The sequence below is a fragment of the Pseudomonas guariconensis genome (assembly GCF_040822035.1).
Lineage (GTDB): Bacteria > Pseudomonadota > Gammaproteobacteria > Pseudomonadales > Pseudomonadaceae > Aquipseudomonas > Aquipseudomonas guariconensis.
The window spans coordinates 4,370,304-4,383,208 of the sequence record NZ_CP162012.1 but is presented as its reverse complement, the minus strand read 5'-3'; the positions used below and the strand labels follow the sequence as shown (position 1 = coordinate 4,383,208).

The 12,905-nt window shown below is 64.6% G+C and carries 11 protein-coding genes; all 11 read left to right on the top strand.

The features are described from left to right. Position 1 precedes the first annotated feature (1 nt). Genes rsmH through AB1N67_RS20220 form a run of 11 tightly spaced genes read left to right on the top strand, consistent with a single transcriptional unit; the run spans position 2 to position 12,901 of the window. Positions 2-943: a 16S rRNA (cytosine(1402)-N(4))-methyltransferase RsmH gene (gene rsmH, locus AB1N67_RS20270; protein WP_367863878.1), complete on the top strand. Its 942-nt coding sequence runs from the start codon at positions 2-4 to the stop codon at positions 941-943. After that, positions 940-1,233: a cell division protein FtsL gene (gene ftsL / locus AB1N67_RS20265; RefSeq protein WP_043207496.1), complete on the top strand. Its 294-nt coding sequence runs from the start codon at positions 940-942 to the stop codon at positions 1,231-1,233. Before rsmH ends, ftsL begins: the two co-directional genes overlap by 4 nt. Next, positions 1,233-2,963 (top strand): penicillin-binding protein 2, encoded by a 1,731-nt coding sequence (locus tag AB1N67_RS20260; protein WP_167358096.1) that lies wholly within the window; start codon positions 1,233-1,235, stop codon positions 2,961-2,963. The genes ftsL and AB1N67_RS20260 overlap by 1 nt, the downstream gene beginning before the upstream one ends. After that, entirely contained in the window at positions 2,963-4,426 is a 1,464-nt protein-coding gene (locus AB1N67_RS20255; RefSeq protein WP_090344892.1) for a UDP-N-acetylmuramoyl-L-alanyl-D-glutamate--2,6-diaminopimelate ligase, read from the top strand. The genes AB1N67_RS20260 and AB1N67_RS20255 overlap by 1 nt, the downstream gene beginning before the upstream one ends. Further along, on the top strand, positions 4,419-5,786 hold the full coding sequence (murF, locus tag AB1N67_RS20250) for a UDP-N-acetylmuramoyl-tripeptide--D-alanyl-D-alanine ligase (RefSeq protein ID WP_043207503.1): 1,368 nt from the start codon (positions 4,419-4,421) through the stop codon (positions 5,784-5,786). The genes AB1N67_RS20255 and murF overlap by 8 nt, the downstream gene beginning before the upstream one ends. Then, complete coding sequence (mraY, locus tag AB1N67_RS20245) at positions 5,786-6,868, top strand: phospho-N-acetylmuramoyl-pentapeptide-transferase (protein WP_043207506.1); 1,083 nt, start codon at positions 5,786-5,788, stop codon at positions 6,866-6,868. The genes murF and mraY overlap by 1 nt, the downstream gene beginning before the upstream one ends. A 6-nt stretch (positions 6,869-6,874) precedes the next feature. Continuing rightward, entirely contained in the window at positions 6,875-8,221 is a 1,347-nt protein-coding gene (gene murD, locus AB1N67_RS20240; RefSeq protein ID WP_043207556.1) for a UDP-N-acetylmuramoyl-L-alanine--D-glutamate ligase, read from the top strand. Beyond that, on the top strand, positions 8,221-9,432 hold the full coding sequence (gene ftsW / locus AB1N67_RS20235; protein WP_177343705.1) for a putative lipid II flippase FtsW: 1,212 nt from the start codon (positions 8,221-8,223) through the stop codon (positions 9,430-9,432). Before murD ends, ftsW begins: the two co-directional genes overlap by 1 nt. Then, on the top strand, positions 9,422-10,501 hold the full coding sequence (gene murG / locus AB1N67_RS20230; RefSeq protein WP_043207510.1) for an undecaprenyldiphospho-muramoylpentapeptide beta-N-acetylglucosaminyltransferase: 1,080 nt from the start codon (positions 9,422-9,424) through the stop codon (positions 10,499-10,501). Before ftsW ends, murG begins: the two co-directional genes overlap by 11 nt. Continuing rightward, positions 10,494-11,948, top strand: a complete 1,455-nt coding sequence (gene murC, locus AB1N67_RS20225; RefSeq protein WP_102081629.1) for a UDP-N-acetylmuramate--L-alanine ligase — start codon at positions 10,494-10,496, stop codon at positions 11,946-11,948. The genes murG and murC overlap by 8 nt, the downstream gene beginning before the upstream one ends. Continuing rightward, positions 11,945-12,901: a D-alanine--D-alanine ligase gene (locus AB1N67_RS20220; protein ID WP_043207514.1), complete on the top strand. Its 957-nt coding sequence runs from the start codon at positions 11,945-11,947 to the stop codon at positions 12,899-12,901. Before murC ends, AB1N67_RS20220 begins: the two co-directional genes overlap by 4 nt. Positions 12,902-12,905 lie beyond the last annotated feature (4 nt).

Genomic DNA, 12,905 nt, shown 5'->3' with positions numbered 1-12,905 from the left:
GATAGATAGCGGCTTCAACCACATCACCGTGCTGCTCGACGAGGCTGTCGAGGCATTGGCCCTGCGCGCCGACGGTTGCTATCTGGATGGCACCTTCGGGCGGGGTGGGCACAGTCGCCTTATTCTCAGCAAGCTCGGGCCGCAAGGACGGTTGCTGGGTTTCGACAAAGATCCACAAGCGATTGCGACAGGGCAAGCGCTGGCGGCCGAAGACGGCCGCTTTGTCATTGTGCAGCGCAGCTTTGCCGAGATGGGCGATGAAGTCGCGCGACGTGGCCTCGATGGCAAGGTCAGCGGCATTCTGCTGGACCTGGGCGTCTCCTCGCCGCAATTGGATGACCCCGAGCGTGGCTTCAGTTTCCTCAACGACGGCCCGTTGGACATGCGCATGAATCCCGACCAGGGCATCAGCGCCGCCGAGTTCATCGCCTCTGCCCCCGAAGACGAAATCGCCCGGGTCTTCAAAGAATACGGTGAGGAACGTTTCGCCAAGCGCATGGCGCGCGCCGTCGTGCAGCGCCGAGAGCAGCAGCCGTTCACTCGCACGGGTGACCTTGCCGAAGTGCTCAAGGTCGCCAACCCTGCCTGGGAAAAGGGCAAGAATCCCGCCACCCGCGCCTTCCAGGGGCTGCGTATTCACGTCAACAACGAACTGGGCGACCTCGAGACCGGCCTTGAAGCTGCTATCGAGGCGCTGGAGGTTGGTGGCCGACTGGCGGTGATCAGCTTCCATTCGCTCGAGGACCGCATCGTCAAGCTGTTCATGCGCAAGCTGGCCAAGGGCGAGGCAGACAACCTGCCGCGCAACCTGCCGGTGCAGCACAAGGTCTTCGAACCCCGGATCCGCCTGATCGGCAAGGCGCAGTTCGCCTCCGATGCAGAGCTTCAGGCCAACCCGCGCGCACGCAGTGCCGTGATGCGGGTGGCGGAGAAACTGCGGTGAGCCGGCTGTTTGCCAAACCTTTGCCAGGCGGAAGCTTCCTGATGCTTCTGCTGTTTATCGGTGTTCTGGTGTCGGCGATCGCCGTGTCTTACAGCGCCCACTGGAACCGCCAGTTGCTCAACACTCTCTATGGCGAGCTTAACGAGCGTGACAAAGCCCAGGCCGAGTGGGGTCGGTTGATTCTCGAGCAAAGCACTTGGACCGCCCACAGCCGTATCGAGAACCTGGCCAGCGAGCAACTGAAAATGCGTGTGCCGGCCGCTGACGAAGTGCGGATGGTGGCGCCATGATGAAGCTCGAAGGCGCACTCTACCCCTGGCGCTTCCGGGTTGTGATCGCTTTGCTGGCGCTGATGGTCGGCGCCATCGCCTGGCGTATCATCGACCTTCAGGTGATCGACCGTGACTTCCTCAAGGGCCAGGGCGATGCCCGCAGCCTGCGTCATATTCCTATTCCCGCGCACCGTGGCCTGATTACCGACCGCAACGGTGAGCCGTTGGCCGTCAGTACGCCGGTCACCACCCTGTGGGCCAACCCCAAGGAAATGCAGGTTGCCCGTGATCGCTGGCCACAACTGGCTGCCGCGCTTGGGCAGAACGCTCAGCAACTGACCGAGCGCCTGACCCAGCAAGCCAACAAAGAATTCATCTACCTGGTCCGCGGGCTGACGCCGGAGCAGGGCCAGCAGGTGCTCGACCTCAAGGTGCCGGGCGTCTACGGCATGGAAGAGTTCCGCCGCTTCTATCCGGCGGGCGATGTCACCGCGCACATGGTGGGCTTCACAGACCTGGACGACCATGGTCGCGAAGGGGTCGAGCTGGCCTATGACGAGTGGCTCGCCGGGGTGCCTGGCAAACGCCAGGTGATCAAGGATCGGCGTGGTCGGCTGATCAAGGACATCCAGGTCACCAAGAACGCCAAGGCCGGCAAGACCTTGGCGTTGTCCATCGACCTGCGCCTGCAGTACCTGGCCACCCGTGAGCTGCGCAATGCCATCGCCGAGCAGGAAGCCAAGGCCGGCAGTCTGGTGATCATGGACGTCAAGACCGGCGAGGTCCTGGCGATGGTCAACCAGCCGACCTACAACCCGAACAACCGCCGCAGCATGTTCCCGGCGGCCATGCGCAACCGGGCGATCATCGACGTGTTCGAGCCGGGCTCCACCGTCAAGCCGATCTCCATGAGTGCGGCCCTGCAGAGCGGCCGCTGGAAACCCACCGACAAGGTCGAAGTGTATCCGGGCAGCCTGCAGATTGGCCGCTACACCATCAAGGACGTGTCCAAGAGCGAGGGGCCAATCCTCGACCTGACCGGCATCCTGATCAACTCCAGTAACGTCGGCATGAGCAAGATTGCTTTCGACATCGGTGGCGAGGCGATCTATCGGGTCATGTCCCAAGTCGGCCTGGGGCAGTACACCGGCCTGGGTTTCCCGGGCGAGCGTGTCGGCAATCTGCCCAACCACCGCGAATGGCGCAAGGCCGAGACCGCCACCCTGTCCTACGGCTATGGCGTTTCGGTGACGGCCTTGCAGTTGGTGCATGCCTACGCGGCGATTGCCAACGACGGCAAGATGGTGCCGCTGTCGATTCTCAAGGTCGACAAGGCGCCGGAAGCCGTGCAGGCGATACCGGCCGACACCGCCGAAACCGTCCAGGCCATGTTGCAGCAGGTCATCGAAGCTCCGCGCGGTGTGTTCCGCGCCCAGGTGCCGTTCTATCACGTGGGAGGTAAGTCCGGTACCGCGCGTAAGGCCACTGTCGGTTCCAAGGGCTACACCGAAAACGCCTACCGTTCGCTGTTCGCAGGATTCGGTCCGATGAGCGATCCGCGCTACGCCATCGTGGTGGTCATCGATGAGCCGAGCAAAGGTGGCTATTTCGGCGGCCTGGTCTCGGCGCCTGTATTCAGCAAGGTGATGTCGGGCACCCTGCGCCTGATGAACGTTCCGCCAGACAACCTGCCGCCCCCCGCGACCCAGCAGGCCAGCGCAGTACCCGCCAATGGAGGGCGTGGTTGATGACAATGCCATTGAGCAAGCTTTTCGCCCATGCCAGCCGCGATCCACTGATCCGCGAGCTGACGCTCGACAGCCGCCAGGTACGGCCGGGCGACCTGTTCCTGGCTGTTCCAGGGGCGAAGGTCGACGGCCGCGAGCACATCGCCGATGCCTTGGCCCGCGGCGCCGCCGCCGTGGCCTATGAAGAGCAGGGGGCGAGCGTTCTGCCGATCACCGAGGCGCCGCTGATTCCGGTGCGGGGCCTGATTGGCCAACTGTCGGAAATCGCCGGGCGGTTCTATGGCGAACCAAGCCGTCAGCTGGATCTGGTGGGTGTCACCGGCACCAACGGCAAGACCAGCGTTACCCAACTGGTGGCCCAGGCCCTTGATGCCCTGGGGCAGCGCTGCGGGCTGATCGGCACGCTGGGCACAGGTTTCTATGGCGAGCTACGCAGCGGCCGCCTGACCACACCTGACCCGATCGCTGTGCAGGCGACCTTGAACGACCTCAAGCATGGCGGCGCCAAGGCCGTGGCCATGGAAGTGTCGTCCCATGCCCTGGAGCAGGGCCGTGTCGCGGCACTGGCATTCGACATCGCGGTGATGACCAACCTGTCCCGTGATCACCTGGACTACCACGGCAGCATGGAGGCCTACGAGGCTGCCAAGGCCAAGCTGTTCGCCTGGCCGAACCTGCGTTGCCGCGTGGTCAACCTGGACGATGAGTTCGGTCGTCGCCTGGCCCAGAGCCACGGCGAGTCCCGTCTGATCAGCTACAGCCTGCTGGATCCGACCGCCACGTTGTTCTGCAAGCAAGCCCGCTTCGATGACGACGGCGTGCGTGCTGTGCTGGTGACCCCGCAGGGCGAGCATGCGCTGCGCAGTCGTCTGCTGGGCCGCTTCAACCTGAGCAACATGCTCGCTGCGGTGGCCACCCTGCTCGCGCTGGACTACCCGTTGGACGAAATCCTGAAGGTCACCCCGCAGCTGCAGGGCCCTATCGGGCGCATGCAGCGCCTGGGGGGGGGCGAGAAGCCGCTGGTGGTGGTCGATTACGCCCATACGCCCGATGCGCTGGAAAAGGTCCTCGAAGCCCTGCGTCCGCACGCCCATGGTCGCCTGCTGTGCCTGTTTGGCTGCGGTGGCGATCGTGATCGCGGCAAGCGTCCGTTGATGGCTGAAGTGGCCGAGCGCCTGGCTGACCGCGTGCTGGTCACCGACGACAATCCGCGTACCGAAGACCCGCAGCGGATCTTCGATGATATTCGCCCTGGGTTCGCCAAGCCGGCCGACGTCGAATTCGTCGCCGGCCGAGGCGATGCCATCGCCCATCTGATCGCCACCGCTGCCGCCGACGATGTCATCGTCCTCGCTGGCAAGGGGCATGAGGATTATCAGGAGATCAATGGCGAACGCCATGACTTCTCCGATCTGGTCGAGGCCGAGAAGGCACTTGCAGCCTGGGAGGCTCCGCATGCTTAAGCCCATGACACTTAGCCAGCTGGTCGCGCCGCTCGCGGGACGCCATGTCGGTGCCGATGCGAGCTTCAGCGGCGTCAGCATCGACAGCCGCACCGTGGGGGCCGGACAGTTGTTCGTCGCTCTGGCCGGGCCGCGTTTCGATGGTCACGACTATTTGGCCGACGTCAAGGCCAAGGGCGCCGTGGCTGCGCTGGTGGAGCGCGAAGTGGAAGGCGTCGACTTGCCACAGCTGGTGGTTGCCGACAGCCGGCTCGCCCTGGGCCAGCTCGGTGCCCTGAATCGCGCTGCCTTCGACAAGCCGGTCGCGGCCATCACCGGTTCCAGCGGCAAGACCACGGTCAAGGAGCTGCTGGCCAGCATCCTGCGCACGCGCGGCTTGGTACTTGCCACTCGCGGCAATCTCAACAACGACCTCGGCGCACCGCTGACCTTGCTGGAGATTTCCCCGGAGCACAGCGCAGCGGTGATCGAGCTGGGCGCCTCGCGTATCGGCGAGATCCGCTATACCGTCGGTCTGACCCAGCCTCAGGTCGTCATCATCAACAACGCCGGGACCGCCCACGTTGGCGAATTCGGCGGTCCCGAGAAGATCGTCGAGGCCAAGGGCGAGATCCTCGAGGGCCTGGGCGAGGGCGGCACGGCTGTCCTTAATCTGGCCGACAAAGCCTTCGAGGTCTGGCGCAAGCGCGCCGGCCAGCACCGCATCCTCAGCTTTGCACTGGACAATCCTCAGGCTGATTTCCACGCCAGCGACATCGGGCGCGACGCCCGTGGCTGCCCGTCCTTCACCTTGAACGGGCCGCAAGGCTCGGTGAAGGTGCAACTGAACCTGCTGGGCACCCACAACGTCAGCAACGCGCTGGCCGCCGCCGCCGCTGCCCATGCCTTGGGCGTGAGCCTGGAAGGCATTGCAGCCGGGTTGGAGGCAGTCCAGCCAGTCAAAGGCCGCACCGTTGCCCAGATCGCTGCCAACGGCGTGCGTGTGATCGACGACAGCTACAACGCAAATCCCACCTCGATGTGCGCTGCCATTGATATACTCGCCGGCTTTTCCGGACGCACCGTTCTGGTGCTCGGGGATATCGGCGAACTGGGGCAATGGGCAGAAGAAGGCCACCGTCAGGTGGGTGACTACGCCCGCGGCAAGGTCGACGCCCTGTACGCGGTGGGTACCAACATGGCCCACGCGGTCGCGGCGTACGGCGCCAATGGCCGCCATTTCACCACCCAGGCTGAGCTGATCGATGCCGTTCGCGCCGAGACTGCCAGTGACACCACTATCTTGATCAAGGGTTCGCGCAGCGCTGCGATGGAAAACGTCGTGGCGGCCTTGTGCGGTCCCAGCGGGGAGAAACATTAATGCTGCTGCTGTTGGCCGAGTATCTGCAACAGTTCTACAAGGGCTTCGCGGTCTTCCAGTACCTGTCCCTGCGCGGGATCCTGGGTGTGTTGACCGCGCTGTCCCTGGCGCTGTGGCTCGGGCCGTGGATGATCCGCACCCTGCAGATCCGCCAGATCGGTCAGGCTGTCCGTAACGACGGCCCGCAATCGCACCTGTCCAAATCCGGCACCCCTACCATGGGCGGTGCCCTGATCCTGTCTGCCATCGGCATCAGCACACTGTTGTGGGCCGACCTGACCAACCGCTACGTCTGGGTCGTACTGATCGTGACCATGCTGTTCGGCGCCATCGGCTGGGTCGACGACTATCGCAAGGTGATCGAGAAGAACTCCCGTGGCTTGCCGAGCCGCTGGAAGTACTTCTGGCAATCAGTGTTCGGTCTGGGCGCGGCAGTGTTCCTTTACACCACCGCACCGACCAGCGTCGAGACCACCCTGATCGTGCCGATGCTCAAGGACCTCACCATTCCCCTGGGCGCGTTCTTCATCGTGCTGACCTATTTCGTCATCGTCGGCTCGAGCAACGCGGTCAACCTGACCGACGGCCTCGATGGCCTGGCGATCATGCCAACCGTGATGGTCGGCGGCGCCCTGGGCATCTTCTGCTACTTGTCCGGCAACGTTAAGTTCGCTGAATACCTGCTGATCCCGTACGTACCGGGGGCAGGTGAGCTGATCGTGTTCTGCGGCGCGCTGATCGGTGCCGGCCTGGGCTTCCTGTGGTTCAACACCTACCCGGCCCAGGTCTTCATGGGTGACGTCGGCGCGCTGGCGCTGGGCGCTGCGCTGGGCACCATCGCCGTCATCGTTCGCCAGGAAATCGTCCTGTTCATCATGGGCGGCGTGTTCGTCATGGAGACCCTGTCGGTGGTGATCCAGGTGGCCTCCTTCAAGTTGACCGGCAAGCGGGTGTTCCGCATGGCGCCGATCCATCACCATTTTGAACTCAAGGGTTGGCCCGAGCCGCGGGTGATCGTCCGATTCTGGATCATCACCGTGATTCTGGTGCTGATCGGCCTTGCCACCCTGAAACTGAGGTAAGTGAGCGTGTCATTGATCGCTTCCGACCAATTCCGCATCGTTGTCGGCCTCGGCAAGAGCGGCATGTCCCTGGTTCGCTTCCTGGCGAGCCGGGGCATTGCCTTTGCGGTCGCCGATACCCGCGAGCAGCCGCCGGAACTGGAAACCCTGCGTCGTGAATATCCGCAGGTGGAAGTGCGCTGTGGCGAGCTGGACGTGGACTTCCTGTGCCGCGCCAACGAACTCTATGTCAGCCCTGGCCTGGCCCTGGCCACCCCGGCCCTGCAGCAGGCTGCGGCCCGCGGCGTGACGCTGTCCGGCGACATCGAGTTGTTCGCGCGTCATGCCAAGGCGCCCATCGTGGCGATCAGCGGCTCCAATGCCAAAAGCACCGTGACCACCCTGGTCGGCGAAATGGCCGCCAAGGCGGGCAAGCGTGTGGCGGTGGGCGGCAACCTGGGTACGCCAGCGCTGGATCTGCTGGATGACACGGTGGAACTGTATGTTCTGGAGCTTTCCAGCTTCCAGCTGGAGACCACCGACCAGCTCAACGCTGAAGTGGCCACTGTGCTGAACATCAGCGAAGACCACATGGACCGCTACAGCGGCCTGCCGGCCTATCACCTGGCCAAGCACCGGATCTTCCGTGGCGCTCGCCAGGTGGTGGTCAACCGCCAGGATGCCTTGAGCCGGCCGTTGCCGGTCGAGGGCCGCCCGTGCTGGACCTTTGGCTTGAACGTTCCAGACTTCAAGGCTTTCGGCCTGCGTGAAGTGGACGGCGAGAAGTACCTGGCCTTCGAATTCCAGACCCTCATGCCGGTGCGTGAACTGAAGATCCGCGGTGCCCACAATCAGAGCAACGCCCTGGCCGCCCTGGCCCTGGGTCATGCCGTGGGCCTGCCGTTCGCGCCGATGCTCGAAGCGCTGCGTGAGTTCACCGGGCTCGCCCACCGTTGCCAATGGGTGCGTGAGCGCAACGGTGTCAACTGGTACGACGACTCCAAGGCCACCAACGTCGGTGCTGCCCTGGCGGCGATCGAAGGTCTGGGAGCGGATATCGACGGCAAACTGGTGCTCATCGCCGGTGGCGACGGTAAGGGAGCGGACTTCTCGGCATTGCGTGAGCCGGTGGCGCGTTTCTGCCGCGCCGTGGTCCTGCTGGGGCGGGATGCCGAGCGCTTGGCCCAGTCGCTGGGCGAGGGCGTGCACCAGGTTCGGGTCAAGACCCTGGATGAAGCCGTGCAGCAATGCGCCGAGCTGGCCGAGCCAGGCGATGCCGTGCTCTTGTCGCCGGCCTGCGCCAGCCTCGACATGTTCAAGAACTTCGAAGAGCGCGGACGTCTGTTCGCCCGGGCAGCGGAGGGGCTGGCATGATCTTCGGCATCCTCAAGCCTTATCCATCGCCGCTGATCAGCGGCCGCGGCATCGACCTGGACTTCGCCTTCCTCGCCGGTTGTCTGGCGCTGCTGGGCCTGGGCCTGGTGATGATCACCTCGGCCTCCTCGGAAGTGGCCGCAGTGCAGTCGGGCAACCCGCTGTATCACATGTTCCGCCATCTGGTGTACGTGGCCCTGGGCCTGGTCGCCTGTGGCGCGACCATGATGGTGCCGATCGCCACCTGGCAGCGCATGGGCTTCATGATGCTGGTCGGTGCCTTTGGCTTGCTGTTCCTGGTATTGGTGCCAGGCATTGGCCGGGAAGTGAACGGTTCCATGCGCTGGATCGGCTTCAGCTTCTTCAACGTCCAACCCTCCGAGATTGCCAAGGTTTTCGTGGTCATCTACCTGGCCGGCTACCTGGTACGCCGCCAGCAGGAAGTCCGTGAGAGCTGGATGGGCTTCTTCAAACCCTTCATCGTCCTGCTGCCCATGGCCGGCCTGCTGCTGATGGAACCGGACTTCGGCGCCACCGTCGTGATGATGGGCGCAGCCGCAGCCATGTTGTTCCTCGGCGGGGTGGGGTTGTTCCGCTTCAGCTTGATGGTGGTGCTGGCGGTGGTGGCGGTGTTCATTCTGGTCCAGGCCCAGCCCTACCGGATGGCGCGTCTGATCACCTTCACCGACCCCTGGGCCGACCAGTTCGGCTCCGGCTACCAGCTGACCCAGGCACTGATTGCCTTCGGGCGTGGCGAATGGCTGGGCGTGGGCCTGGGCAACAGCGTGCAGAAGCAGTTCTACCTGCCTGAAGCGCACACCGACTTCGTGTTCTCGGTCCTGGCCGAGGAACTGGGCGTGGTCGGCTCGCTGTGCACCGTGGCGCTGTTCGTCTTCGTCACCGTGCGGGCCCTGTACATTGGCCTGTGGGCGGAAAAGGCCAAGCAGTTCTTTGCCGCCTACATGGCGTTCGGCCTGGCGTTCCTGTGGATCGGCCAGTTCCTGATCAACATCGGCGTGAACGTCGGCCTGCTACCGACCAAAGGCCTGACCCTGCCGTTCCTCAGCTACGGCGGCAGTTCGCTGGTGATCTGCTGTGCCTGCGTGGGATTGCTGCTGCGCATCGAGTGGGAAAGCCGCACGCACCTGGGCAGCGAGGAGCACGAGTTCAAGGAAAGCGATTTTGCCGAGGAGACCTACCATGGCCGCTGACGGCAAAAACGTTCTGATCATGGCCGGTGGCACCGGGGGGCATGTCTTCCCGGCCCTGGCCTGCGCCCGTGAATTCCAGGCCCGTGGCTACAGCGTGCATTGGCTGGGTACCCCGCGCGGTATCGAGAACGAACTCGTGCCCCAGGCAGGTCTGCCCCTGCACCTGATCCAGGTCAGCGGCCTGCGCGGCAAAGGCAAGCTTTCGCTGCTCAAGGCGCCGTTCACGCTGGTCAAGGCGGTGCTCCAGGCGCGACGTATCATCCGTCAGCTCAAGCCGGTCTGCGTGCTGGGCTTTGGCGGCTACGTGACCGGCCCGGGCGGTGTTGCCGCGCGGCTGTGTGGTGTGCCGCTGGTCATCCATGAGCAGAACGCCCGCGCCGGTACCGCCAATCGGCTGCTGGTGCCGCTGTCGGCGCGAGTCTGCGAAGCTTTCCCGGACACGTTCCAGGCCAGCGGCAAGCGCCGCACTACCGGCAATCCGGTGCGCCCGGAGCTGTTCCTGGAGGCACCACGCGCCCCGTTGGCCGAGCGCCGCGCACGCCTGTTGGTGCTCGGTGGCAGCCTGGGTGCGGAACCATTGAACAAATTGCTGCCTAAGGCCCTGTCGGAAGTGCCTGCGAGCCTGCGCCCCGAGGTGTTCCATCAGGCCGGCAAGCAACACGCGCCGATCACCGCCGAGCGTTATCGCGAGGCGGGGGTCGAGGCTCAGGTAGAGCCCTTCATCAAGGACATGGCCCATGCCTATGGCTGGGCTGACATGGTGGTATGCCGGGCGGGTGCCCTGACCGTCAGCGAACTGGCTGCGGCAGGCCTGCCCTCGGTGCTGGTGCCTTTGCCCCACGCCATCGACGACCACCAGACCCACAACGCCCAATACCTGGCTCGTGAAGGCGCTGCCTTCCTGATGCCACAAGCGACAACTGGCGCAGCGCAGCTCGCTGAACGCCTGAACGAGGTGCTGATGCAACCCGAGAAACTCAACACCATGGCCAGCACCGCACGGCGCCTGGCCAAACCTGCCGCAACCAGCACCGTGGTCGATATCTGCCTGGAGGTGGCCCATGGTTGAGAGCCAGAAAGCCATGCCCCAGCCGAAAATGGGCCGCATCCGTCGCATCCACTTCGTCGGTGTCGGCGGCGTGGGCATGTGCGGCATCGCCGAAGTGCTGCTGAACCTGGGCTACCAGGTGTCCGGTTCGGACCTCAAAGCGTCCCCGGTCACCGAGCGCCTGGAGTCGTTCGGCGCCGAGATTTTCGTCGGCCACCGTGCCGAGAACGCCGCCAACGCTGATGTACTGGTGGTGTCCAGCGCCATCAATCCGGCCAACCCGGAAGTCGCCACCGCCCTCGAGCGGCGCATTCCTGTGGTGCCGCGCGCCGAAATGCTCGCCGAGCTGATGCGCTACCGTCATGGCATCGCCGTGGCCGGTACCCATGGCAAGACCACCACCACCAGCCTGCTGGCATCGGTGTTCGCCGCCGGCGGCCTGGATCCGACCTTCGTCATCGGTGGGCGCCTGACCGCAGCCGGCACCAACGCCCAGCTCGGCACCAGCCGCTACCTGATCGCCGAGGCCGATGAGAGCGACGCCAGCTTCCTGCACCTGCAACCGATGGTCGCGGTCGTCACCAACATCGATGCCGACCACATGGCCACCTACGAAGGCGACTTCAACAAACTGAAGAAAACCTTCGTCGAGTTCCTGCACAACCTGCCGTTCTACGGTCTGGCCGTGATGTGCCTGGACGATCCGGTGGTGCGCGAGATCCTGCCACAGGTCAAGCGTCCGACCGTCACCTACGGCTTCAGCGAAGAAGCTGACGTGCGCGCCATCAACGTTCGCCAGGAAGGCATGCAGACCCACTTCACCGTGTTGCGCCGCGACTGCGAGCCATTGGAGGTTTCGGTCAACATGCCGGGCAACCACAACGTGCTCAATGCCCTGGCCACCATTGCCATCGCCACCGACGAAGGCATCAGCGACGACGCCATCGTCCAGGGCCTGTCCGGCTTCCAGGGCGTGGGCCGGCGTTTCCAGGTGTACGGCGAGCTGCCGGTCGAAGGCGGCAGCGTGATGCTGGTCGACGACTACGGACACCACCCGACCGAAGTGGCCGCGGTAATCAAGGCCGTGCGTGGCGGTTGGCCGAGCCGGCGTCTGGTGATGGTCTATCAGCCGCACCGCTACAGCCGCACCCGCGACCTGTACGACGACTTTGTACAGGTACTGGCCGACGCCAACGTATTGCTGCTGATGGAGGTCTACCCGGCCGGCGAGGAGCCGATCCCGGGGGCCGACAGTCGCCAGCTGTGCCACAGCATCCGTCAGCGCGGCCAACTGGACCCGATCTACATCGAACGGGGTGTCGATCTTGCGCCGCTGGTCAAACCATTGCTGCGCGCCGGCGACATCCTGCTGTGCCAAGGCGCCGGTGACATCGGCGGCCTGGCCCCGCAACTGATCAAGAGCCCGCTGTTCGCTGGCGCCGTCGCCAGCCAGGAGAAGTCGAAATGAGCAGCGCCTACGACCAATTGCACTCGACCCTGGACGTAAAAGCCTTCGGTCGCGTCGCTGTGCTGTACGGCGGCAAGAGCGCCGAGCGCGAGGTGTCGCTCAAGTCCGGCAAGGCGGTGCTCGAAGCGCTGACCAGCGCCGGTGTCGACGTGGTCGGCATCGATGTGGGCGATGACCTGCTGGCACGCCTGCAGAGCGAGAAGATCGACCGCGCCTTCATCATTCTCCATGGCCGTGGGGGAGAAGATGGCAGCATGCAGGGCCTGCTGGAGTGCCTGGACATTCCCTACACCGGCAGCGGCATCCTGGCGTCTGCGCTGGCGATGGACAAACTGCGCACCAAGCAGGTCTGGCAGAGCCTGGGCATTCCGACCCCGCGCCATGCCGTGCTGGGCAGCGAGCACGATTGTGTCGAGGCCGGTAAGGAACTGGGCTTCCCGTTGATCGTCAAACCGGCCCATGAAGGTTCCAGTATCGGCATGGCCAAGGTGAACAACGAGCAGGAGCTGGTCGCTGCCTGGCGCGATGCCGCCCGCTACGACTCCCAGGTGCTGGTCGAGCAGTGGATCCATGGTCCGGAGTTCACCGTGGCCGTGCTGCGCGGTCAGGTGCTGCCTCCGATTGCCTTGGGCACGCCGCACGTGTTCTACGACTACGACGCCAAGTACCTGGCCAACGATACCCAATACCGCATCCCGTGCGGCCTGGACAACGCCAAGGAACAGGAACTGATCGAACTGACCGCACGCGCCTGCGATGCCATTGGCATCGAAGGCTGGGGGCGTCTGGACGTGATGCAGGACGAGCAGGGCCGGTTCTGGCTGCTCGAAGTCAACACCGCACCCGGCATGACCGACCATAGCCTGGTGCCGATGGCGGCCCGCGCGGCCGGTCTGGACTTCCAGCAACTGGTGCTGGCGATCCTGGCCGAAAGCGTAGCGACGCGAGGTTAAGAGC

Bases quoted from the DNA above. Each gene is read 5' to 3' on its own strand.
- murG (WP_043207510.1), top strand. From the start codon at position 9,422: ATGGCCGCTGACGGCAAAAACGTTCTGATCATGGCCGGTGGCACCGGG.
- murF (WP_043207503.1), top strand. From the start codon at position 4,419: ATGCTTAAGCCCATGACACTTAGCCAGCTGGTCGCGCCGCTCGCGGGA.
- AB1N67_RS20220 (WP_043207514.1), top strand. From the start codon at position 11,945: ATGAGCAGCGCCTACGACCAATTGCACTCGACCCTGGACGTAAAAGCC.
- mraY (WP_043207506.1), top strand. From the start codon at position 5,786: ATGCTGCTGCTGTTGGCCGAGTATCTGCAACAGTTCTACAAGGGCTTC.
- AB1N67_RS20255 (WP_090344892.1), top strand. From the start codon at position 2,963: ATGACAATGCCATTGAGCAAGCTTTTCGCCCATGCCAGCCGCGATCCA.
- AB1N67_RS20260 (WP_167358096.1), top strand. From the start codon at position 1,233: ATGAAGCTCGAAGGCGCACTCTACCCCTGGCGCTTCCGGGTTGTGATC.
- murC (WP_102081629.1), top strand. From the start codon at position 10,494: ATGGTTGAGAGCCAGAAAGCCATGCCCCAGCCGAAAATGGGCCGCATC.